This window comes from Streptomyces sp. NPDC093260 (genome assembly GCF_040683715.1).
Classification (GTDB): Bacteria; Actinomycetota; Actinomycetes; order Streptomycetales; family Streptomycetaceae; genus Streptomyces; species Streptomyces sennicomposti.
This window is the reverse complement of sequence record NZ_JBFBEK010000009.1, coordinates 143695-166073: the sequence shown is the minus strand read 5'-3', so window position 1 is coordinate 166073 and position 22379 is coordinate 143695. Positions and strand designations below refer to the sequence as shown.

Below are 22379 nucleotides of genomic sequence, written 5' to 3'. Positions count from 1 at the left end.
GCGCGGTCAGAGCGCGGCGGTGGTGCGCTCGCGCGGTGATGTGGTCGTCGGGAGTGCGCGGCGGCCGGCGGTCCGCCGGCGGCGGACGGCGGCGACGGCGCCGAGCACGGCCAGGGCCAGCAGCGAGACGCCGCCGGCGGCCGCGCCCAGGCGCAGGCCCGGCGGGTGGAAGGTGCAGGTGACGGCGGTGGCGGAGCCGTCGAGGGGGACGGCGATCAGGCCGTAGTACTGCCGGGCGGGCGTGGCGGCGGCGTCGCCCGCGGCGCACCGCCAGCCGGCGATCCGGGGAGCGGCCAGGACGGCGGTTCCCGTGCTGCCGGCCGGGAGCGTCGCCCGCACGGTGCCGTCGGAGACGGTGACCTCGGTGGCGCCGGTGGTCTTGAGCCGCTGGACGGCGGTGCCCAGACGGGCCGTGTCCAGGCAGCCGACCGCCTGGTCCGGGACGGTGCCGGCGCGGCTCGGGGTCAGCTCGATCCGCAGCCGCCCGGAGGCCGGCACGGCGCCGAGCCGCTGCATGGCGGCGATCTTGGCCGCGTCCGCGGTGAACCGCCCGGTCGGACCGTACGGGGCGCCCGGGGCGGCCGTCAGGCGGGCCGTGCCCGAGTAGTGCGGCGCCCACAGGTAGACCTCGCTGCCGGCCGGGCACCGGGCGGTGATCGTCGGCCGGCGTGCGGCGTCCGCCGTGCGGCGAGCGTCGATCACCACGCCGGGCGGGTCGTCGTGACCGGGCCGCGGCGGCTCGCCGGAGGCGGTGCGCACGGTGAGGGCGGGCACGGTGTAGACGCGGGTGCCGAGCAGCAGTTCCTGGTTGCGGTACGGCGACGGTCCGAGCGCCGCGACACCGCGCAGACCCCGCGCCGCCTCGGCGGCCGGTCGTACGGTGACCAGCGGCGGCACGTCCTCGCGGGTCAGGGTCGCCGGGCCGCGGTCGCGCGGATTCCAGCGCTGGTGCTGGTCGGGCGGGGAGTGCACCCGCGCGCCGACGGAGAAGACCGCGTCCGTGACCGCGTTGTCCAGACTCTGCAGATTGCGGCCCCGCGAGGTCCAGCCGTCGCCGAGGGCGGTGAGCATCCGGCTGAGGACGTCGGCGGTGAGGCTGCTGTAGTACTGGGCGCCCTGGCCGCCGACCACCATCGGATCGTTGCCCACGGTCTGCTCGCGGCCCGGGTCGGTGCGGTAGCGGGGCCAGCCGTCGGCCTCGGCGACCAGGTCCGCCTGCCGCTGCTGGCGGGTGCCCCAGGGGGCGTAGTCGTCCAGGTGGTTCAGCCGCAGCCGGGTGGCGACGGCGGAGGTGGCGGTGGCCTCGCCGAGCTGCGCGCCGATCAGCAGGACGACGGCGAGGACGGCGAGGAGGGGGCGGGCGGGGGCGCGGGACCCGGGAGCGGTGCGGTCTCCGTGTGCGGGGATGGCGCGGGGGCCGGCGGGCGCCTCCCGGGCGGGGTCCGGGGCGGTGCGGTGGCCGGCGGGGGCTTCCGGCGCGGGGGCCGGGGCGCCCACGGCTTCCGCGGCGCCCGCGGCACGCCCGGTCTCCGTGCGGGCCAGCAGGAGCAGGCCGCCGAGGGCGCACGCCGCGCCGGCCAGCAGGACCGGCCAGGCGAAGGAACGCACCAGGCCGCTGCCGCTCGCCAGGGCCGCGACGAGGGCGAGCAGCGCGGTCGCGGCGCCCAGCGCCCGCCGGTCGGGCACGCCGTAGGACAGCGAATGCCAGGCGGCGATCACCAGCAGCGCGCACAGCACGAACGCCTGGCGGTACGGGCTGCCGTTCGGGGTGGCGAAGGCGTGCCAGGCCAGATGGGTGGGCGTCCACTGCATCGACAGGGTGACCGCGGTCACCAGCAGCGGCCATCCGGCGCGCACCCGGCGGGGGGCCGCCCGGTGGAAGGGCAGCGCGAGGGCGAGCAGCAACGTGGTGGTGCCGACGAAGAGGGCCGGTGAGCCGAAGCCGTAGGTGGTCGGCAGCAGCCGGGCCAGCAGGTCCTCGGCGCCCACCGGTGCGAAGTGCGTGATCCGGCCCGGGTAGGCGTGCTTGGTGCCGAGGTAGATCACCGCGACCAGCGGGGCGGACAGGCCCACGCCGAGGACGACGGTGGCCGCGGCCCGGCCGGCCGTGGTGAGCGCCCGGCGGCGCGGCAGCCCCGACAGCCACATGCGCAGCAGCAGCACCAGGGCGGCGCCGATGGTGGCCATGTAGGCGGTGTAGAAGTTGGCGATCCAGGCGAGCGCGACGACCACCACGCCGAGCAGCCGGCGCCGCCCGGCCAGCGCCCACTCGCCGACCAGGCACAGCAGGGGCAGGGCGACGAGGCCGTCGAGCCACATCGGGTTGTACGAGGCGTCCGCCACGGACCAGCCGCACAGGGCGTAGGCCGCGCCGAGCAGTCCCGCCGCCCACCAGCGTCCCGGGCGCAGTCGCAGCAGCAGCCAGGCCATGGCCGCGCCGGCGCACGCCGTCTTCAGGACGGTGACCGCGTAGACGGCGAGGTCGATCTCGTCGCGCGGGAAGAGCGCCACGAGCAGCGCGAACGGGCTGCCGAGATACGTCCCGAGGTCGGGCAGGAAGCTGGAGCCGTAGCCGGACTGCCAGTTGACGAGCAGTCCGCCGTCGGCCCTGCCGTGCAGCAGGTCCCACAGGTGGGCGTGGAACGGCACGTACTGGTTGCCCAGGTCGTTGACGGCGCGGGTGCGCGGGCCGAAGGGGTAGCTGCCGGCGACGGCATCGGCCGCGCAGAACGCGGTGACGGTGAGCACCGCGGCGAGCAGGGCGGCGGCCTGCCTCGGTTTTTCCCGCAGGGTCGGGCGTTGCATTTCCGGCAGGCTCCCAGGCGTTTTCGGGACACAGTGCGTCTCGGCCGGGGAGGTGGTTCCCCGGGCGCCGTCCATTCGTCGGCCCGGGCGAGAGGTCGGTGTGGCAGGTGTCTTCGTCGCCCGTGGAAAACGCCGCGAACATGGAATGCGACATGGGGAATGTCGAGGAATTCCGTGACGGCCGGGAGAACGGGCCTCATCCCTCGAATGATCCCGTGGTTAAAACTGTCCACAGCCGCCGCGGACCGGTGTCCGGCGGGGCCGCGCGGGGGGCCGGCGAGGCGCTCGGCGGGAGACCTCACGGGCAGTGCTTGACCTGGAGCACGCTCCAGGTCCTACGGTCTTCCCATGACCAGCGGACAGCCCCTCCCAGGGGGCCGGGAAGCCACGTTGACCATCGCCGAGGTCGCCGAGCGCACCGGCCTCTCGCACGACACCCTGCGCTACTACGAGAAGGCCGGGCTGATCGCCCGGGTCGGCCGCACCGGCGGCAACCAGCGGCGCTACGAGGCCGCGGACCTGGCCTGGCTGGAGTTCCTGCTGCGGCTGCGCGAGACCGGCATGTCGATCGCCGACATGCAGCGCTTCGCGCGGCTGCGGGCGGCGGGGGACGCGACGGTCGCCGAGCGGCTGGCGATGCTCCGCGAGCACCGCGCGGAACTGGCGGCTCGCATGCGGGCGTTGCGGCGCAGCGCGGGCGCGCTGGACGACAAGATCCGACACTACGAAGGGCTGCTCGGCGCGATGCCCGGGCAGCCGGGAACGGGAGACACCGCATGAGCGGGAACAGCAGCCGCGAGGAGCGTTTCGCCCACGGCCTGGAGGTCCTGACCCGGGTCGACGGCGAGGCCGGGCAGCGGGTCGTCGACTCGCTCGCCGACGTCAGCCCGGAGCTGGGCCACCAGGTCGTCGCCTGGGCCTTCGGCGAGATCTACGACCGGCCCCAGCTCGCGCCACGCGACCGCCAGTTGGTCACCCTGGGCGCGCTCACCGCGCTCGGCGGCTGCGAGGCGCAGCTCGACGTGCACGTCAACGCGGCGCTGAACGTGGGCCTCACACCGGAGCAGATCACGGAGGCCCTGCTGCACTCGGCGGTCTACTGCGGGATGCCGAGGGCGCTGAACGCGACGTTCGCCGCGAAGAAGGTCTTCGCCGAGCGGGGGCTGCTGCCGGTGGGCGAGGCGCCCGTGCGGGGAGCGTGATCCTCGGGGGCGGGGGGGACTCGTAAGCTCGGGGTGTGGCCGGGGGCCGTGCGGCCTTACAGGCGTGCGGGTGTGCGGCTGGCGAGTGCCCGGCGGTGCGGGAAGGGACGACGATGGACGCGTGGTGGCCCGTGGCCGACGTGCTGGCGTATCTGGCCGGGCGCTGGCGTGTCGAGCGGAGTGTGCGGGATCTGGCCGGGGGCGAGGAGGGCGTCTTCACCGGGACGACCGTCTTCGGTCCGCTCGACGGCGGCGGGCTGCTGCACGAGGAGTCCGGGGAGTTCACCTGGCGGGGCGTGACCCGGCCGGCGACGCGGGCCCTGCGGTTCCTGCCGGGCGACGTGCCGGGCACGGCCGACGTGCGGTTCGCGGACGGGCGGCCCTTCCACGACCTGGATCTGCGCACCGGACGGCATGTGGCCGGGCATCCGTGCGCGGCCGATCTCTACCGCGGCGAGTTCACCGTCCGGGACGCGGACCACTGGCGGACGGTGTGGCGGGTGGGCGGCCCGGCGAAGGACCTGGTGCTGGTCACCGACTACGCCCGGGAGGCCTGAGCCCGCGCCCCCTCGAAGCGCAGGTTCCAGCGTCCCGCGCGGCCGGTGACGGTGGTCGTCGACAGCGGGCGCACATCGAGGTTCCAGTACGTCGCCGGGGGCGCGTTCAGCGCGTGGACGAGGGCGGCGCGGATCACCGAGGGTTCGGCCACGGCGACGACGCTGCCGCCGTCCTCGACGGGCCGGGTGTCCAGCCAGTCGCCGACCCGGCCGATGAAGGACAGCAGCGACTCCCCGCCGTGCGGTGTCCCGCGCGGATCGGCGAGCCAGGCGTCCACGGCCTGCGGCTCCCGCGCCATCGCCTCCCCCAGGGTGAGCCCGCGCCAGCGGCCCATGTCGCAGTCGCGCAAAGCGAGTTGGGCGAGCGGGGCAAAGCCGAGCGCATCGCCGGTGGCGCGGCTGCGCGGGGTCGGCGAGCAGTAGCGCAGATCGGCGGCGGCCAGCGGCAGCAGGTCGGGCACCACCCGGCGCACCTCGTCCCAGCCCGACTGGTCGAGCGGCCGGTCGTCGTCGAAGCGTTCGGCCAGCAGCGGGGAGTTGCGCGCGGCGGCGACGAACGTGACCCGTAGTGCCATGCGGCGATCGTGGGCCGCACGGGGGTGCGGGTCAAGGGGTGGCGCACGGTGTCAGTCGAAAGCGAGCGCCATCCACCGCTCCGGACGGTCCAGCGGCCGGAAGCCGATCTTCTCGTAGACGCCGTGCGCGTCGGCGGTGGCGAGCAGGACCCTGCGCAGTCCGTACGGCCGCAGGTGGTCGCGTACGGCGCCGACGAGCGCCGTGCCGATGCCCTTGCCGCGGACGGCCGGGTCGACGTACACGTCGCACAGCCAGGCGAAGGTCGCCTCGTCGGTGACCACGCGCGCGTACGCCACCTGCGCGCCGGAGGCGGTGTCGTACACCCCGAAGTTCAGCGAGCCGGCGATGGCCCGGTCCTGCTTGTCGCGGGTGCGGCCGAGCGCCCAGTAGGCGTCGGTGGACAGCCAGTGGTGGACGCGCTCGGCGTCGATGCGGGCGGGGTCGGCGGAGATCTCGTAGCCGTGGGCGAGCTGCGGGGTGTCGGTCATGGCAGGAGGGTGGCAAGGTCCGGCGGCGGTGTCGATCCGTTTTCCCGTCCCGGCCCGAGCAGCTCGTCGCAGGCCGCCCGCAGCCGGCGTACGCCCTCGGCGATCTCGGCGGTCCCGGCGACCGCGGCGAAGCTCAGCCGGACGTGGGCGGCGGGGGGTTCGGCGCTGAAGTAGGGACGGCCCGGAGTGAGCGCGACGCCCGCGCGCAGGGCGGCGGTGGCCAGGTCGGACTCGTGCGCGCCGTCGGGCAGGCGCAGCCACAGGTGGTAGCCGCCGGACGGGACGTGCGGCAGGGTGAGCTCCGGCAGCACGTGCCGCAGCGCGGTCGTCATGGTGTTCCGGCGGGCCCTCAACTCGGCCGCCAGGGCGCGCAGATGGCGGGGCCAGGCGGGCGAGCCGACCAGTTCCAGGGCGGCCTCCTGGAGCGGCCTGGGCACGAAGAAACTGTCCACGACCTGGATGGCGCGCAGCCGTTCCAGCGCGGGTCCGCGGGCGGCGAGCGCGCACACCCGGAAACTCGGCGAGGTGGCCTTGGTGAGCGAGCCCACGTGCACGACGACACCGTCCGGGTCTTCGGCGGCCAGCGGGGGCGGCAGCGGTCCCGCGTCCTCATGGGCGAGCCGGCGGACGAAGTCGTCCTCGACGACGAACGCGCCGGCCTCGCGGGCGATCCGCAGCACCTCCGCGCGGCGCGGCGGGGCGAGGACCGCGCCGGTGGGGTTCTGGAACAGCGGCTGGCAGACGAACACCCGGGCGCCGCTGGCGCGGAAGGCGTCGGCGAGCAGTCCGGGCCGTACGCCGTCGGTGTCGACCGGCACCGGTACGGGACGCAGTCCGGAGGCCCGCGCGACGGCCAGCATGCCCGGGTAGGTCGGCGACTCCACGAGCACCGGGGCGCCGGGCGGGGCCAGGGCGCGCAGCGCCGTGGTCAGCGCGGACTGGCCGCCGGCGGCGATCAGCACCTCGGCGGCGGTGACCGTGCCGCCGGGGCCGCCGATGTGCCGGGCGAACCACTCGCGCAGCTCCGGCAGTCCCTCCAGCGGCGGGCGGGCCCAGGCGCCGGGGCGGCGGCCGGCTCGGGAGAGGGCGGCGGCCATGGCCCGCTCGGGCTGGAGGCCGGGGTGCAGATAGCCGCCGTTGAACTCGACCACCCCGGGCGGCGGTGCGGCGAGCGAGACGGTGACCCCGGAGGCGTCCACCGTGCGGGGCACGGGCTCGCCCCCGGCGTCGGCGCTGAGCGCGACGGTCTGCCAGGAGGTGTCGCCGACGGGGGCGGCGGGCGACCGCGGTGCGGCGCGGAAGGCGCCAGCGCCGGGGCGGGTCACCACCAGTCCCTCGGCGGCGAGCTGCGCCAGGGCGCGGGAGACGGTGACCGGACTGACCCGGTACCGCTCGACCAGGGCGCGACTGGACGGCAGCTTTCCGCCGGGTGAGTAGCGGTTCAGCTCCTGCCGCAGTAGTTGGGCGAGTTCACCGACACTGCTACGCTCGTGCATGAGAGCTAAGAGTAGCGCTACCGACCGGACCGCGATAGCGGTGAACACCGGGCCGTCGCCGTCCGACTTCCCGGCCGACCCGGCCACGGCCACCCCGGCTCCGGACGCCACCGCCACGGACACGCCGGCCGCCGCCCCCCTCGGCCCGCAGGAACCCGCGGCCACCGGCGGGGCGCACATCACCGCCCGCCGCACCGCCGAGCCGACGGCGAGCGGCCCCACGGCCGGCGGATCGGAGGCCGGTGACCCGCACGCGGGCGGGACCGGCACGGGGCGCCTGCGCGGCGACCGCGCGGACACCGGTCGTACGGGCGCCGGACGGGCCGTGGCCGGTCGGCGTGGGGCGGGTTCCGTCGTCGCCGGGCCGGGCGTCACGGCCGCCGGCCGGGCGGGCGCGCCCGTCGCCGGGGCCGGGGCGTCACCGGGCGGTGGAGCCGGTGCCCCGCAGCGGGCCCGGGGCGGGCTCGTGCAGGCCGGGCTCGGGGTCGTGGTCTTCTCGCTGACCTTCCCCGCCACCGCCTGGGGGCTGGAGGGGTTCGGGCCCTGGGCGCTGGTGGGGGTGCGCAGTGTGCTCGCCGCCGTGATCGCGGGCGGCTGCCTGCTGGCGCTGCGGGTGGCGCCGCCCGCGCGCCGGCACTGGCCCGGGCTGGCCGTCGTCGCCCTCGGCGTGGTCCTCGGCTTCCCGCTGCTCACCACGCTCGCCCTGGAGACCTCGACCACCGCGCACGCCGCCGTCGTCGTCGGCCTGCTGCCGCTGACCACGGCGCTGCTGTCCGCGCTGCGTGTCGGCGCCCGCCCCTCGCGGACGTTCTGGGCGGCCTCGCTGATCGGCGCGGCGGCCGTGGTCGCCTTCACGGTGCGGCAGAGCGGCGGCGCGCTGACCGCCGCAGACGCCTACCTCTTCGGCGCGCTGCTGGTGTGCACCGCCGGGTACACCGAGGGCGGCCGGCTGGCCCGGGTCATGCCCGGCTGGCAGGTCGTCGGCTGGGCGCTGGTGCTGTGTCTGCCGGTCACCGTGCCGGGAGCGGTCCTGGCCCTGGCGTACGAGCCGGTGCGCCTGGGGGCGCACAGCGTGGCCGGGGTACTGTGGCTGGCGGCCGGCTCGCAGTTCCTCGGCATGGTCGTCTGGTACCGCGGCATGGCGTCCGTCGGCATCCCCAAGGCCAGCCAGTTGCAGCTGGCGCAGCCCCTGCTCACACTGGTGTGGTCGGTGCTGCTGCTCGGCGAGCATCTGACGCCGGCCGCCCCCGTGACGGCCGCCGCCGTGCTCGTCTGCATCGCCGTCACCCAGCGGGCGCGCGGCTGACCGGCGAGCACTCCGGTACCGACCGCACATCCCGGTTCCGCCGCACACCGGTTCGGCCGCGCTCCGCGCCGTAGACTCGAAATCCGAGGACAGCTGCTCTCAGACCTGGTGAGGAGGCCCGCCAATGCGCGCAACCGTGGGCGACAAGCTCGTCCAGCACGGCAGGGTGGTCGGCCAGCACGACCAGATCACCGAAGTCGTCGAGGTCATGGGAACGGAGGGCAACCCGCCCTACCGCGTCCGCTTCCCGGACGGGCACGAGGCCGTCATGTCTCCCGGCCCCGACTGCCAGATCCGGCACCACGAGGAACAACGGCAACAGCGCTGAGGGAGCGGGCCCGGGCGGCGCCGGCCCGGCGGGGCGCGGCGCCGGCCGGGACCTGAACTCTCTGCTCAGCGCGGGGCGTTCGCCGTCTGCCCGTAGTGGGCGGCGACCACCCGCGCCATCGCACCGGCGGGGTCGGCGGCGACCTCCTTGGCTGCGAAGAACACGTGCCCGTGCACCTCCGGGTACTTCTTCGCCAGCGTGAGGTGCCGCGACAGCTCGTCGGGGTCCCGCCAGGCGGAGTCCTTCTCCCCCGCCCGGTACAGCGCCTCCCCCACGTACAGCCGGGTGCGGCTGCCCCGTGCCGTCTCCGCCCACCAGGGCACCAGCTTCGCGTAGTCGGCGGCGGCCGTGCCGATGGACCAGTACAGCTGCGGGACGATGTAGTCGATCCATCCCTCCCGCACCCATGTGCGGGTGTCCGCGTACAGATCGTCGTACGACTGCGCGCCCGCCTTGGTGGCCGAGCCGCGCGCGTCCGTGTCGGCGTTGCGCCACACGCCGAAGGGGCTGATCCCGAACTGGGCGCCGGGCCGGACGCGGGCGACGGCGGCGGCCGTCTCGCGCACCAGCTTGTCGATGTTGTCCCGCCGCCAGGCGGCCCGGCCGGCGAAACCGCCGCCGTACTCGGCGTGGGCGGCCGCGTCGTCGAAGGTCTGGCCGGCCTCCGGGTACGGATAGAAGTAGTCGTCGAAGTGCACGCCGTCCACGGGGTACCTGCGCACCGCGTCCAGCATCGCCTCCTGCACGAAGGCCCGTACCTCGGGCAGGCCCGGGTTGTAGTAGAGCTTGCCGGCGTAGGCCACCACCCAGTCGGGGTGCTTGCGGGCCGGGTGGGAGGCGGCGAGCCGGCTCCGGTCGGCGGTGAGGGCGACCCGGTACGGGTTGAACCAGGCGTGCAGCTTCAGGCCGCGCGCGTGCGCCTCGGCGACGGCGGTGCCCAGCGGGTCCCAGCCGGGGTCCCTGCCCTGCGTCCCGGTGAGGAACTGCGACCACGGCTCGTACGGCGACGGCCACAGCGCGTCGGCGGCGGGCCGCACCTGGAGGAAGACCGTGTTGAGGCGGCGGCGCACCGCGGCGTCGAGGAGGGCGGTCAGCTCGCCGCGCTGACGGGCGACGCTCAGTCCGGTGCGCGAGGGCCAGTCGCGGTTGCTCACGGTCGCCAGCCACATGCCGCGCATCTCGGTCACGGCCCGCTTGCCACGCGGCCCGGCCGCCCCGCCCGGCGGCTGGGGCGCGGCCGGTGCGGTGCTCGCGCCGTGCGTCACCGCCAGCGTCGACAGAGCGGCCACCGTGAACGCCCGCCGGGTCACTCGGCTCATCCAGCACTCCCCGTACGCCCCGGATCCGCACCGTCACGGATCGTGTACCGGGTCAGCATGCACGACCCGGGCGATCGATCATCGTTACGACAGGGGGTAACGTGCACGTTCGGAGCAGGCACCGGACCCATGGCCGCCTGTGCACCCCCGTAGGATCTGCGAAAGGGACGATGTGACCGGCATTTCGGCAGACATTGCACGCGTCGGTGTGGTGGGCTGCGGCCAGATGGGCGCGGGCATCGCCGAGGTGTGCGCCCGGTCCGGCCTGGACGTGAAGGTCGCCGAGACCACCGGCGAGGCGCTGGAGATCGGCCGTACCCGGCTGTTCAACTCCCTGGCCAAGGCCGCCGAGCGCGGCAAGATCAGCGAGGAGGAGCGGGACGCCACCCAGGCGCGCCTGAGCTTCACCACCGATCTCGGCGAGTTCGCCGACCGCGATCTGGTGATCGAGGCCGTGGTGGAGAACGAGCAGGTCAAGACCGAGATCTTCCAGGTCCTCGACCAGGTCGTCACCCGCCCGGACGCGATCCTCGCCTCCAACACCTCCTCGATTCCGCTGGTGAAGCTGGCGGTCGCCACCTCTCGGCCCGACCACGTCATCGGCATCCACTTCTTCAACCCGGCCCCGGTGCAGAAGCTCGTCGAGCTGATCCCGGCGCTGACCACGTCCGAGGGGACGCTGAGCCGGGCGCAGCTGTTCACCGAGAAGGTGCTGGGCAAGCACGCGATCCGTGCGCAGGACCGGTCCGGCTTCGTGGTGAACGCGCTGCTGATCCCGTATCTGCTGTCCGCGATCCGGATGTTCGAGTCGGGGATCGCCAGCCGGGAGGACATCGACAACGGCATGGAGCTGGGGTGTGCGCATCCCATGGGGCCCCTCAAGCTGTCCGACCTGATCGGGCTGGACACCGTCGCCTCCGTCGCGTACTCGATGTACGAGGAGTACAAGGAGCCGCTGTACGCGGCTCCGCCGCTGCTTCAGCGGATGGTGGACGCGGGGCGGCTGGGGCGGAAGTCCGGGTCGGGGTTCTACACCTACGGGTGAGGGCTGCCGCGCCGGGCCGCGTGAAGGTGCTGGGTGCGGGTGAGTGGGCGGCGGGGGTCCGAGGGTTTCGTCCCCGCCGCCCCTTCCCGTCCCTGGGGGCGTCGCCCCCTTATCCCCTTCGGCGCGGTTCCCCGCGCCCCTCGGTAGCGGGTGTGGGGAGAAGCGTCACCCTTCCTGGGTGAGGCGGTGGTGGTGCAGGAGGAGTAAGGCCGCCGCCATGTTCGCGGCCGGGATCTCGCCCCGGGCGATCAGGTCGGGGACGATCTTGAGGGGGACCCATTCACGGCGGTCGGACTCGAAGTCGTCCACGGGATGGCCGATGTACTCGGCGCGGTCGGTCCAGTAGATGTGGTGCCGGGCGTCGGTGAGCCCGTTGGACGGCTCGACGCTCATCAGGTGGTGCAGGGGGCCGGGGCGCCAGCCCGTCTCCTCCTCCAGTTCCCGGGCGGCGGCGCGGGCGACGTCCTCGCCGTCCTCGACGACGCCCGCCGCGAGTTCCCAGCCCCAGCTGTCGGTGATGAAGCGGTGCCGCCACAGCAGCAGCACCTCGTTGGCCTCGTTGACCACGGTGGCCGCGGCGACGGGCCGCAGCCGGATCAGGAAGTGGTCCAGATGCCGGCCGTCCGGCAGCTCCACATCCGCGAGGTTGACGGTGAACCAGCGGTTTGCGTACACAGTTTGTTCGTTCTGTTTCGTCCACTGCACGGTTCTGCCACCTTCCGTCAGGTCAGTGGCAATATCGCAGCGTCACAAGGGAACGCGCAGGGCCCCGTCGATGAGTTCGGCCACCTCCGCCGTGCCCGCGCAGCCGTTGCGCACCAGGTGCTCGCGCACCGCGCGCAGCCGGTCCCGCAGCCGCTGCGACTCCATCCCGCGGGCCTGTTCGGCCATCAGCACGGCCGTGGCCACCGCCTTGTCGGCGTTGCCCCGGCGCAGTTCGATCGTGCTGAGCATGGCCAGGCGGTGCACTCGGCCCCGGTCGTGCGCGGGGGTGTCGACGGCGGCCGTGGCGTGCTCCTCGGCGGCGGCCAGATCGCCGAGGCTGAGCAGCGCCTCCGCCGCCTGGACGTTGACCAGGCCCGGCTGGACGTAGCCGGTCTCGTCGGGCTCGTGGCCGGGCCGGATGCGCTCGGCGGCCTGTTCGGCGCGCCGGATGCAGGCCAGCGCGCCGGTGCCGTCGCCGAGGTGGGCGTAGGCCTTGGCCTGCATCGCGTACAGGTCGGAGGCGAGCGCGGGGGTGATGTCCCGGCCGGCGGCGCGCAGCGCGGCCTCGGCGAACGCGACGGCCTGGCGGTGCTCGCGCATGAACAGCGACTGGTTGACCAGCAGCGCTATGACATAGGCGCCGAGCCCCCGGTCGCCGCTGGCCTTGGCCAGGCGCAGCGCCTGGTGGAAGTAGCGCTGAGCGAGGCCGTGCGCGTCTGAGTCGTAGGCGCAGATACCCGCGATCGCCACCAACGCGCCGGCGGCCCGGTGCAGTCGGCGGCCGGTGGCGTCGGTGTAGCCGCCGCGCAGCAGCGGCGCGGTCTCGGCGTTGAGGAAGCCCACGACCCGGCTGCGGGTCGCCACCCCACCGGCCTTGCGGTACATCTGCTCGTAGTGCGTGCGGGCCGCGCGCAGCATCTCGATGTCCGCCGCGGTGACCCGGTGCCGCCCGCCCCGGGAGACGTCGACGTCCTCGGGCGGGTTCTCCCACTCCCACACCGGCATCACCGCCGGGGTGCCGGTCACCGCGGGCGCCCCGAGGACGTGCGGGCGCTGCTGCTCGTCCGAGCGCCACAGGGCGGTGGCCCGGTCCACGAAGCCGGACAGCGGGGTGGTGTGCGGGGCGGCCGGTTCGCCGGGTACGCCGAGGCCGATGTCGTCCAGGGTGACGGGCCGTCGCAGCCGGGCGGCAAGCACCTCGCAGATCAGGTCGGGCACCTGGCCGCGGGGCCGCTGGCCCTTGAGCCACCGGCCCACGGCGGTGTGCTCGTAGCGCAGCGTCAGACCGCGGGCGCGGCCCGCCCGGTTGACGTGCGCGGCCAGGCCCGCGTGCGAGATCCCCGCCTCGTCCAGGATCGCGTCGAGCAGAGTGTTGGGCTGCATGTGGGCCCCCCGTGGCTCGGTGCGGACAGCGTAGTGCGGGCGGGTTCACACGGGGTGTGAACCGAGTGCGCGCATCCGTACCGTGTGCGCGCTGTCGCGGTCGGTGGGCGGTCGGTTGACTGAGGTGCCTCGTCAAGAGGCCGGCCGGGCCGCCGGCTCCCCCCTCGAACAGTGCGGCGGCCCGCTGCCACGCCGCCCGCCCCGCCGCCTGCCCGACACTCCGTGGCGGGGCGGGCGGCCCCACCGGGCGCGCCGTCAGCGGGAGGTGTCGTCGGACGGCCGGCGGCGCGGGCGGGTCCGGGTCGCCCTCGGCAGGTCGCGGTCGTTGCGGATGACCAGGACCGCCGCGTCGTCGGAGCGGCGGTGGCCGGTGTGCCGCAGCAGGGCGGTGAAGACGGCGCGCAGGACCGCCCGCGAGGACAGCGGCCCGGCGCGGGCCACCTCGGCGAGGACCGAGGGCAGCGCGAAGAAGCGGCCCCGGGCGTCGCGGGCGTCCACCACGCCGTCCGTGTACAGGACCAGGGTGTCGCCCGGCAGATGGCGGCCCAGGTCGGCGGTGGGCAGCTCGTACGGCAGCGGGAACGCGCCGAGCGGCGGCAGCGGGCTCGCGGTGGAGAGCGGCTCGGCGCGCCGGCCGCGCAGCCGATGCGGCCAGGGGTGGCCGCAGTTGAGGGCCTTCAGGCGGCCGTCGTCGGCGATCTCCAGGAGCAGCAGGGTGACGAAGTCCTCGGCGGCCGGGTGGTGCGGTTCGCGGGTGCACTGGTGGCGGGCGAGCGCGCGCTCCAACCGGCGTAAGAGGTCCGGTAGTCGGGGCTCGTCGTGGGCGGCCTCGCGGAAGCTGCCGAGGACGGCGGCGACGGTGCCGAGGGCGGCGAGACCGTGGCCGCGCACATCGCCGATCACCACGCGGACGCCGTGCTCGGTGGCGATCACCTCGTACAGATCGCCGCCGACGGCCGCGCCCCGGTCGGCGGACAGCTGGGCGGCGGCGAGGCCGAGCCCGGCGAGGTGCGGGGGCAGGGGGCGCAGCAGCGCGTCCTGGGCGGCGCCCGCGACGGCGCGGGCCTGGCGCAGCTCGTGCAGGATGGTCCGCCGGGCGTGCAGGACGATGCCGGTGCCCACGGCGAGGAACACGGCGCCCGGCCGCATCCCACGCTGCGTCCCGGCCCTGAGGCGGATCATGACCATGGCTCCCCGAGAAGGCGCTGACAGCGCGGTCCAGCCCTGCGGGGCCGGTCCGATTGTGTCCAGCGCCTACCCGGCGGGGCCCGGATCACAGGTGTTCTCACCCGAATGAGTGAGCATTCCCAGGGGTGCATTTATGCAGGTCATGGGTAAGGGGCGGGTTCCGTGGGCCCGGACCCGCCCCTCGTGCACCACTGTGCGCCCGTCAGCCGCGCAGCACTGCTCCGGTGCGCTCGGCGGCCAGCGCCACCGCGGCGTCCCGGGCGGCGGACGCCTCGTCCACCGTCAGGGTGCGGTCGGGGGCGCGGAAACGCAGCGCGTAGGCCAGCGACTTGCGGCCGTCGCCGAGCTGCTCGGCGTTCTCGTAGACGTCGAACAGGCGGATGGCCTCCAGGAGCTCACCGGCGCCCTCACGCAGCGCGGCCTCGACCTCGGCGGCCGGGACCGGCTTGTCGACGACCAGGGCGACGTCCTGCGTGGCGACCGGGAACGAGGAGATCCGCGGCGCCCGCACGATGCCGTCGCCGGCCTGCTCCAGCAGGTCCAGCTCGATCTCCATGGCGCAGGTGCGCTCCGGCAGGTGCATCGCCTTCACGACCCGCGGATGCAGCTCACCGGCGTGACCGGCGAGGACCTCCTCGCCGTCCACCCGCACGTACAGCGCGGCGCACCGGCCGGGGTGCCACGGGGCGTGCTGGTCGGCACGGACGATCAGCTCCGCACCGGCCTCGCGGGCCACGATCCGCGCCGCCTCGACGGCGTCGGCCCAGTCGGACGGACGGCCCTCGCCCCACCAGCCGGCCTGCTCACGGGCGCCGGCCAGGACGACGGCGACCCGGCGCGGCTGGCGCGGCAGGGCGGCGTCGAGTGCGGCCAGCTGCTCCTGGGTGGGCCTGCGGTCGGCGGGCAGCCGGGCCGGGACCTGCTCATGGCCGGTGGGCCGGAAGACCAGCCCGGTCTCGAACAGCGCCAGGTCGTGGCTGCCCCGCCCGTCGTTGCGGCGCAGCGCGCCGAGCAGGCCCGGCAGCAGCGTCGTGCGCAGGGCGGGCTCCTCGTCGGAGAGCGGGTTGACGAGGGTGACCACGGTGCGGCGCGGGTCGTCGGCGTCCAGGCCGAGCTGGTCGAAGACGGCCTCGCCGAGGAACGGGTAGTTCAGCGCCTCGACGTAGCCCGCGCCGGCCAGCGCGCGGCCGACCCGGCGGTGCAGCCGCTGCCGGTCGGTCAGTCCGTGGCCGGGCAGCGGGCGGGGCAGCGTGGAGGGCAGGTTCTCGTAGCCCTCCAGGCGGATGACCTCTTCGGCCAGGTCGTTCGGGTCGGCCAGGTCGGGACGCCAGGACGGCACGGTGACGATCAGCTCGTCCGTCCCGTAGACGTCGCAGCCGATCTGCTGGAGCCGCCGTACGACGGTCTCCCGGCCGTAGGTGACGCCCGCGACCCGGTCGGGGTGGTCGGCCGGGATGGTGATGGTGCGCGGCGCGGACGGCGCGACGACCTCGGTGACGCCCGCGTCGGCGGTGCCGCCGGCGAGCAGGACCAGCAGGTCGACGGTGCGCTGCGCGGCGGCGGAGGCGGCCTGCGGGTCGACGCCGCGCTCGAAGCGGCGGGCGGCCTCGGAGCCCAGCTTGTGCCGACGGGCGGTGCGCGCGATGGCGACCGGGTCGAAGTGGGCGGCCTCGATGACGACCTCGGTGGTGGTGCCGTCGGTGTCGTCGATCTCGGTGTCGGCGCCGCCCATGACGCCCGCGAGGCCGATGGGGCCGCGCTCGTCGGTGATGACCAGGTCCTCGGTGGACAGCGTGCGGGTGACGCCGTCGAGGGTGGTGAGCTGCTCGCCGCGCTCGGCCCGGCGCACCCCGATGGCGCCCTGGACGCGGGTACGGTCGTAGGCGTGCAGCGGCTGGCCCAGTTCGAGCATCACGTAGTTGGTGACGTCGACGGCGAGCGAGATCGGGCGCATGCCCGCCTTCTGCAGGCGGCGCTGGAGCCAGATCGGGGAGCGCGCCTCGGGGTCCAGGCCCGTGACCGTGCGGGCGGTGAAGCGGTCGCAGCCGAACGGGTCGGAGACCTTCACCGGGTACCCGTAGGCGTTGGGCGCGGGCACGTCCAGCAGCGCTGGGTCGAGCAGCGGGCGGCCGTAGGCGATGGCGGCCTCGCGGGCGACGCCGCGGATCGACAGGCAGTCGCCGCGGTTGGCGGTGACGGCGATGTCGAGGACCTCGTCGACGAGCTGGAGCAGCTCGATGGCGTCGGTGCCGACCTCGTGCTCGGGCGGCAGCACGATGATGCCGTGCGTGCCGTCGTCGCCCATGCCCAGCTCGTCGGCGGAGCAGATCATGCCGTGGGAGGTCTTGCCGTACGTCTTGCGGGCGCTGATCGAGAAGCCGCCGGGCAGGACGGCGCCGGGCAGGACCACGACGACCTTGTCGCCGACGGCGAAGTTGCGGGCGCCGCAGACGATCTCCTGCGGCTCACCGGTGCCGTTGGCCCGGCCCACGTCGACGGTGCAGAACCGGATCGGCTTCTTGAAGCCCTCCAGCTCCTCGATGGTGAGCACCTGGCCGACGACGAGCGGCCCCTTGAGGTCGGCGCCGAGCTGTTCGACCGTCTCGACCTCGAGACCGGCCGAGATGAGCTTGGCCTGGACGTCGCGCCCGGTCTCCGTCGCCGGCAGGTCGACGTACTCCCGCAGCCAAGAAAGCGGGACCCGCATCAGATCTCCATCCCGAACGGCCGGGTGAACCGGACGTCACCCTCGACCATGTCTCGCATGTCTTCGACGTTGTGGCGGAACATCAGCATCCGCTCGATGCCGAACCCGAAGGCGAATCCGCTGTACTTCTCCGGGTCGACGCCGCAGGCGATGAGCACCCGGCGGTTGACCATGCCGCAGCCGCCCAGCTCGATCCAGCCCTCGGACGAGCAGGTGCGGCAGGGGCGGTCGGGGTTGCCGACGGACGCGCCGCGGCAGACGTAGCACACCATGTCCATCTCGGCGGACGGCTCGGTGAACGGGAAGAAGTTCGGCCGCAGCCGGGTCTTCATGCCCTCGCCGAACAGCATCTGCACCATGTGGTCCAGGGTGCCCTTGAGGTCGGCCATGGTCAGGCCCTCGTCGATGGCGAGCAGCTCGACCTGGTGGAAGACCGGGGTGTGGGTGGCGTCCAGCTCGTCCGTGCGGTACACGCGGCCGGGGCAGATCACGTAGATCGGCAGCTCGCGCGTCAGCATGGAGCGCGCCTGCACGGGCGAGGTGTGGGTGCGCAGGACGACACCGGAGTCCGCGCCGTCGGCGCCCCGCACGAAGAACGTGTCGTGCTCGCTGCGCGCCGGGTGGTCCGGGCCGATGTTCAGGGCGTCGAAGTTGAACCACTCCGCCTCGGCCTCGGGGCCCTCCGCCACCTCGTAGCCCATGGCGACGAAGACGTCCTCGATGCGCTCCGAGAGCGTGGTCAGCGGGTGCCGGGCGCCGGGCGGCACCCGGTCGTAGGGCAGCGTGACGTCCACGGCCTCCTCGACCAGGACCCGGGCGTCGCGCTCCGCCTCCAGCTCGCCCTGGCGGGCGGCGAGGGCCTTGTTCACCGCGCCGCGGGCCATGCCGACGCGCTTGCCGACGTCGGCCTTGGCGTGCGGCGGCAGGGCGCCGATCTCGCGGTTGGCGAGGGCCAGCGGAGAGGCCGGGCCGGTGTGGGCGACCTTGGCCTCGTGGAGCGCGTCGAGGGAGTCCGCGGCGGCGAAGGCGGCGAGCGCCTCGTCCCGCATGCGCTCGATCTCTTCCGGTTTCAACGCCTCGACCTCGACAGGGTCGTACGACTTATTCGGTGCCGACATCTCTTCCCGTGCTTCCGATTGTCCCCCAGCTACCGCTGGGAGGTACCCCCATGCTGACGGTCCCGTCACCGACTCGTGGACGAGCCGTCTCCGCCTGGTGGACGACTCGTCTCCGTTCCTGGGACGCAAAGGTGCCAAAGGCCGAGTCTAACGGGGCTGAGCGGAGGGAAAGCGCCCGTGGGTCCTCGGCGGGGGGTCAGAGCAGGTGCGCCGGGGTGCCCACGGGCAGGGTAAATCGGAACCGCGCGCCGCCGCCCGGGGCGCGTCCGACCGTGATGGTGCCGCCGTGCGCTTCGACGATGCCCTTGACGATGTAGAGCCCGAGGCCGGTGCCGCCGCGCTTGCTGCCCCGCCAGAAGCGGGTGAAGACGCGATTCATGGACTCCTCCGGGATGCCGGGACCCTCGTCGCTCACCGTGACCGACGTGGCTGCGCCCGCCGCGTCGTCCCCGTCCCGGGAGGACACCGCGGGTGTCACGTCTATGGTGACGGTTCCCTCGCCGTGGCGCACCGCGTTTTCGATCAGGTTGCTCAGCACCTGGTCGATCTTGTCGGGGTCGGCCCACAGGTCGGGCAGTGGTTGCTCCACCCGGACGAGGAACCGGTCGGCGGGCTGTCCGGCGGCGACGTAGGCCTGGACGTGCCGGCCGACGGCGGCGCCGATGTCCACGAGCTGGCGGCGCACCTCCAGGCGGCCGGAGTCGATGCGGGAGATGTCGAGCAGTTCGGCGATCAGCCGGGTGACGCGGTCGGCGTCGGCGTCGACGGTCTCCAGCATGAGCCGCTTCTGGTCGTCGGTGAACCTGTCCCATTTGGCCAGCAGGGTGGCGGTGAAGCCCTTGACCGAGGTCAGCGGCGAGCGCAGCTCGTGCGCCACGGTGGCGATCAGCTCGGCGTGGCTGCGCTCGGTGCGGCGGCGGGCCTCGGTGTCCCGCAGGCAGACGACGACCCGGCGGACGGGCCCGGCGGGGCGGGTGCGGACGTACTTCGCCGAGACGAGGACCTCCCGGCCGCCGGGCAGCAGCAGGTTGCGTTCGGGCTGGCCGGCGCGGATGGCGAGGCCGCCGTAGGGGTCGGTGAGCTGCCACCAGCGGCGGCCCTCCAGGTCCTCAAGCGGCAGCGCCTCCTCCAGCGGCCGGCCGAGGGCGCGCTCGGCGGGGGTGGCGGTGATGCGCGCGGCGGCGGCGTTGAACCGGACGACCCGGCCGTCCTGGTCGGCCACCACCAGCCCGTCGGGCAGCTCGTCGGGGTCGATGCCGAGGTCGTGGGCGAAGGCGGACCCGGGCTGCCGGGCGGGGCCGTGGCCGCCGGGCCGGGGCACGTGCGGTGGGCGCGCGGCGTCCGTGTCCGGTGCGCCGCCGGTGCCGACACTCATCCCCGTACCCCACCTCTCAGCCGGTGCAGCAGGCCCCCGAGCTGGTCACCCTACTAGCTGTGGGCGACGGACCGGCATCCTCCGAAGGCGCGCTGGGCGCGGGCCGAAGCGTAGAGACATACGGCGGCGGCGGTGGCGAGGTTCAGGCTCTCGGCCTTTCCGTGGATCGGGACGCGCACGACGGCGTCGGCGAGGGCCCGGGTGTCCTCCGGCAGCCCCCAGGCCTCGTTGCCGAACACCCAGGCGGTGGGCCCGCCCATGGTGTTCTTGTCCAGCTCGTCGTCGAGGTCGTGCTCGCCGGCGCCGTCGGCGGCGAGGATGCGTACCCCGGCGTCCTTGAGTCCGGCCACGGCCTGCTCCACGGGGACGCCGACGGCGACGGGCAGGTGGAACAGCGAGCCGACGGAGGCGCGTACGGCCTTGGGGTTGTACAGGTCCACGGAGGCGTCGGTGAGGACGACCGCGTCGGCGCCGGCGGCGTCGGCGCAGCGCAGCACGGTGCCGGCGTTGCCGGGGTCGCGCACGTGGGCGAGGACGGCGACGAGGCGGGGGCGGCCGGCGAGGATGTCCGCGAACGGCGTGTCGAGGAACCGGCAGACGCCGACCAGGCCCTGCGGGGTGACGGTGGTGGAGATGTCGGCGATGACCTCGTCGGCGGCGAGGTGCACGCGGGCGCCGGCGGTGCGGGCCTCGCCGATGATGTCGGCGTAGCGCTCCGCGGCGTCGACGGTGGCGAACAGCTCGACCAGCGTGGCCTGTCCGCCGTGCCGGTGCCCGGCGGCCTCCCGTACGGCCTGCGGCCCCTCCGCGAGGAACAGCCGCTCCTTCCCCCGGAAGTTCCGCCTGGCCAGCCGGCGGGCGGCGCTCACGCGCGAGGACCGGGGGGAGATCAGCTCGGGACTGGCGGAGGACATCCTCTTACTTTCGGAACTCGTGATGGCACCAAGGGGCCGGGGAACTGCGCGCCCGGCCACACCGGACCCGCAGCCGACCAACAGCGCCCCGCCCCGACAACAGGACCCGCAGGCCCTGGAGCCTGCGGGTCCTGACAGTCACCGGCTCAAAGCCGGCGCAGCGTCACGCAGCCTTCGGCGCGTTGACGTCGCTCGGCAGGGCCTTCTGCGCGACCTCGACGAGCGCGGCGAACGCGTTCGCGTCGTTCACGGCCAGCTCGGCCAGGATCTTGCGGTCGACCTCGACGTTCGCGGCCTTCAGACCCTGGATGAAGCGGTTGTACGTGATGCCGTTCGCGCGGGCAGCGGCGTTGATGCGCTGGATCCACAGCTGGCGGAAGTCACCCTTGCGCTTCTTGCGGTCGTTGTAGTTGTAGACCAGCGAGTGGGTGACCTGCTCCTTGGCCTTGCGGTACAGACGCGAGCGCTGACCGCGGTAGCCGGAGGCCTGCTCGAGGATCGCCCGGCGCTTCTTGTGGGCGTTGACTGCCCGCTTGACGCGTGCCACTTGATTAACTCCTTGTAGCGGGGCCGTGGGTGTGCTCACACGGCCCGGAAACGATTGGGTCCCGGTAAAGACGTGGGGCGAGCCGGATCAGCCGATCGGGCGCCCGCGGCGTCACTTGCCGAGAAGCTTCTTGATCTTCTTGGCGTCGCCCGGGGCCATCTCGGCGTTGCCGGTGAGGCGACGCGTCAGACGGGACGACTTGTGCTCGAGCAGGTGGCGCTTGCCGGCGCGCTCACGGAGCACCTTGCCGGAGCCGGTGACCTTGAAGCGCTTGCTGGCACCGCTGTGCGACTTGTTCTTCGGCATAGCGCCGTTCTCTCCTCGTCGGTGGCGCTCCGGTGCCCGGTCGCGAGAACCGGGCACGGTGGAGCGTCGCTCTTGTTTCGGTTACATCCTGGGACAGGCGTCCCGGGGGTCACGCCTCGGCGTGCTCCTCGGCCGGTTCCTCGGCGGGCGCCTCGATGTCCGCGGCGTTCTGCGAGCGGCCGGGGTTGGCCTTCGCGTCGGCCTTGCGGGCCTCCTGCGCCTGGCGGGCCTCGGCCATCGCCTCGGTCTTCTTCTTGTGCGGACCGAGAACCATGATCATGTTGCGGCCGTCCTGCTTCGGGTTCGACTCCACGAAACCGAGGTCCTGGACGTCCTCCGCGAGGCGCTGCAGCAGCCGGTAACCCAGCTCCGGCCGGGACTGCTCGCGACCACGGAACATGATCGTGATCTTGACCTTGTCGCCCTGCTTGAGGAACCGGACGACGTGACCCTTCTTGGTGTCATAGTCGTGCGGGTCGATCTTCGGCCGGAGCTTCATCTCCTTGATGACCGTGTGCGCCTGGTTCTTGCGCGCCTCACGGGCCTTCATGGCCGACTCGTACTTGAACTTCCCGTAGTCCATGAGCTTGCACACGGGCGGACGGGCGTTCGCCGCGACCTCGACCAGGTCCAGGTCGTACTCCTGCGCAAGCTCCAGTGCCTTGGCCAGCGGGACGATGCCCACCTGCTCGCCACTGGGACCGACAAGTCGCACCTCGGGAACGCGAATCCGGTCGTTGATGCGGGGCTCGGCGCTGATGGATCCTCCTCGGTAGCACCACACGGCGGTCTGGCGGACGGCCGCGTACGTCTCTGTTCGACAGACCTAACCGCGCCGAGACACGAAAAATGCCCCGGACGATCACAGGCGGGGCTCCTCGAACTACCGGAGCGACCGCCGTGAGGCCACGGGGCGCGCTGTTCGGACGGACCGCCGTCGCCGGGACGGGGCCGTCTGACCGGTGACCCGCCGCCCGGGGGGCGGTCAGGTGGGAGTTCGAAAGCCTCCACTTG

The 22379-nt window shown here is 74.0% G+C and carries 21 protein-coding genes; 6 read left to right on the top strand and 15 right to left on the bottom strand.

Annotation, left to right across the window (positions count from 1 at the left end; all coding sequences use genetic code 11):
* Positions 1-6: 6 nt before the first annotated feature.
* On the bottom strand, positions 7-2805 hold the full coding sequence (locus tag AB0N63_RS14145) for a YfhO family protein (protein ID WP_365528512.1): 2799 nt from the start codon (positions 2803-2805) through the stop codon (positions 7-9).
* Positions 2806-3153: 348 nt separating this feature from the next.
* Between AB0N63_RS14145 and AB0N63_RS14140 the strand changes: the two genes are divergently transcribed.
* From AB0N63_RS14140 to AB0N63_RS14130, 3 genes are all read left to right on the top strand, one after another.
* Positions 3154-3585 carry a MerR family transcriptional regulator gene (locus AB0N63_RS14140; RefSeq protein WP_365528509.1) on the top strand — a complete coding sequence of 144 codons (432 nt, stop codon included), beginning with the start codon at positions 3154-3156 and terminating at the stop codon, positions 3583-3585.
* A complete protein-coding gene (locus AB0N63_RS14135) occupies positions 3582-4007 on the top strand; it encodes a carboxymuconolactone decarboxylase family protein (protein ID WP_365528506.1) in 426 nt (141 codons plus the stop codon). The genes AB0N63_RS14140 and AB0N63_RS14135 overlap by 4 nt, the downstream gene beginning before the upstream one ends.
* 113 nt (positions 4008-4120) lie before the next feature.
* The gene (locus AB0N63_RS14130) at positions 4121-4564 is read left to right on the top strand and encodes a DUF6314 family protein (RefSeq protein WP_365528503.1); all 444 of its coding nucleotides are present in this window, start codon (positions 4121-4123) and stop codon (positions 4562-4564) included.
* Here AB0N63_RS14130 and AB0N63_RS14125 read toward each other — a convergent pair.
* Genes AB0N63_RS14125 through AB0N63_RS14115 form a run of 3 tightly spaced genes read right to left on the bottom strand, consistent with a single transcriptional unit; the run spans position 4546 to position 7124 of the window.
* On the bottom strand, positions 4546-5139 hold the full coding sequence (locus tag AB0N63_RS14125) for a histidine phosphatase family protein (protein ID WP_365528500.1): 594 nt from the start codon (positions 5137-5139) through the stop codon (positions 4546-4548). The two genes, AB0N63_RS14130 and AB0N63_RS14125, sit on opposite strands and share 19 nt — an antisense overlap.
* A 51-nt stretch (positions 5140-5190) precedes the next feature.
* Positions 5191-5628: a GNAT family N-acetyltransferase gene (locus AB0N63_RS14120; RefSeq protein ID WP_365528497.1), complete on the bottom strand. Its 438-nt coding sequence runs from the start codon at positions 5626-5628 to the stop codon at positions 5191-5193.
* The gene (locus tag AB0N63_RS14115; RefSeq protein WP_365528495.1) at positions 5625-7124 is read right to left on the bottom strand and encodes a PLP-dependent aminotransferase family protein; all 1500 of its coding nucleotides are present in this window, start codon (positions 7122-7124) and stop codon (positions 5625-5627) included. The genes AB0N63_RS14120 and AB0N63_RS14115 overlap by 4 nt, the downstream gene beginning before the upstream one ends.
* Before the next feature lie 466 nt (positions 7125-7590).
* Here AB0N63_RS14115 and AB0N63_RS14110 point away from each other — a divergent pair, with 466 nt between their 5' ends.
* Together AB0N63_RS14110 and AB0N63_RS14105 are read left to right on the top strand one after the other, a co-directional pair.
* Positions 7591-8430, top strand: coding sequence for a DMT family transporter (locus AB0N63_RS14110; RefSeq protein WP_365528762.1), 840 nt, complete (start codon positions 7591-7593; stop codon positions 8428-8430).
* Positions 8431-8554: 124 nt separating this feature from the next.
* Complete coding sequence (locus AB0N63_RS14105) at positions 8555-8758, top strand: DUF1918 domain-containing protein (RefSeq protein WP_365528492.1); 204 nt, start codon at positions 8555-8557, stop codon at positions 8756-8758.
* A 65-nt stretch (positions 8759-8823) separates the two neighbouring features.
* On the opposite strand, the gene AB0N63_RS14100 is transcribed toward AB0N63_RS14105, so the two are convergent.
* A complete protein-coding gene (locus tag AB0N63_RS14100) occupies positions 8824-10077 on the bottom strand; it encodes a family 10 glycosylhydrolase (protein ID WP_365528489.1) in 1254 nt (417 codons plus the stop codon).
* Positions 10078-10249: 172 nt separating this feature from the next.
* Here AB0N63_RS14100 and AB0N63_RS14095 point away from each other — a divergent pair, with 172 nt between their 5' ends.
* Positions 10250-11122, top strand: coding sequence for a 3-hydroxybutyryl-CoA dehydrogenase (locus AB0N63_RS14095; RefSeq protein ID WP_009187697.1), 873 nt, complete (start codon positions 10250-10252; stop codon positions 11120-11122).
* Between the two features lie 165 nt (positions 11123-11287).
* Here AB0N63_RS14095 and AB0N63_RS14090 read toward each other — a convergent pair whose 3' ends face one another.
* The 10 genes from AB0N63_RS14090 to infC form a co-directional block, all read right to left on the bottom strand.
* Positions 11288-11827 (bottom strand): NUDIX hydrolase, encoded by a 540-nt coding sequence (locus AB0N63_RS14090; protein WP_365528486.1) that lies wholly within the window; start codon positions 11825-11827, stop codon positions 11288-11290.
* Positions 11828-11869: 42 nt separating this feature from the next.
* On the bottom strand, positions 11870-13210 hold the full coding sequence (locus tag AB0N63_RS14085; RefSeq protein ID WP_365528484.1) for a transcriptional regulator: 1341 nt from the start codon (positions 13208-13210) through the stop codon (positions 11870-11872).
* Positions 13211-13465: 255 nt separating this feature from the next.
* Positions 13466-14392 (bottom strand): PP2C family protein-serine/threonine phosphatase, encoded by a 927-nt coding sequence (locus tag AB0N63_RS14080; RefSeq protein WP_365528481.1) that lies wholly within the window; start codon positions 14390-14392, stop codon positions 13466-13468.
* A 208-nt stretch (positions 14393-14600) separates the two neighbouring features.
* Positions 14601-17105: a phenylalanine--tRNA ligase subunit beta gene (gene pheT / locus AB0N63_RS14075; RefSeq protein ID WP_365528479.1), complete on the bottom strand. Its 2505-nt coding sequence runs from the start codon at positions 17103-17105 to the stop codon at positions 14601-14603.
* The gene (pheS, locus tag AB0N63_RS14070) at positions 17105-18223 is read right to left on the bottom strand and encodes a phenylalanine--tRNA ligase subunit alpha (RefSeq protein WP_365528477.1); all 1119 of its coding nucleotides are present in this window, start codon (positions 18221-18223) and stop codon (positions 17105-17107) included. The genes pheT and pheS overlap by 1 nt, the downstream gene beginning before the upstream one ends.
* 196 nt (positions 18224-18419) lie before the next feature.
* A complete protein-coding gene (locus AB0N63_RS14065) occupies positions 18420-19598 on the bottom strand; it encodes an ATP-binding protein (protein ID WP_365528474.1) in 1179 nt (392 codons plus the stop codon).
* Positions 19599-19651: 53 nt separating this feature from the next.
* Positions 19652-20512: an RNA methyltransferase gene (locus AB0N63_RS14060; RefSeq protein WP_365528471.1), complete on the bottom strand. Its 861-nt coding sequence runs from the start codon at positions 20510-20512 to the stop codon at positions 19652-19654.
* Between the two features lie 163 nt (positions 20513-20675).
* Positions 20676-21059, bottom strand: coding sequence for a 50S ribosomal protein L20 (gene rplT, locus AB0N63_RS14055; RefSeq protein ID WP_006141703.1), 384 nt, complete (start codon positions 21057-21059; stop codon positions 20676-20678).
* 111 nt (positions 21060-21170) lie between these two features.
* Positions 21171-21365, bottom strand: a complete 195-nt coding sequence (gene rpmI / locus AB0N63_RS14050) for a 50S ribosomal protein L35 (RefSeq protein ID WP_007829094.1) — start codon at positions 21363-21365, stop codon at positions 21171-21173.
* A gap of 109 nt (positions 21366-21474) precedes the next feature.
* Positions 21475-22149, bottom strand: a complete 675-nt coding sequence (gene infC, locus AB0N63_RS14045; protein WP_365528466.1) for a translation initiation factor IF-3 — start codon at positions 22147-22149, stop codon at positions 21475-21477.
* Between the last annotated feature and the right edge of the window lie 230 nt (positions 22150-22379).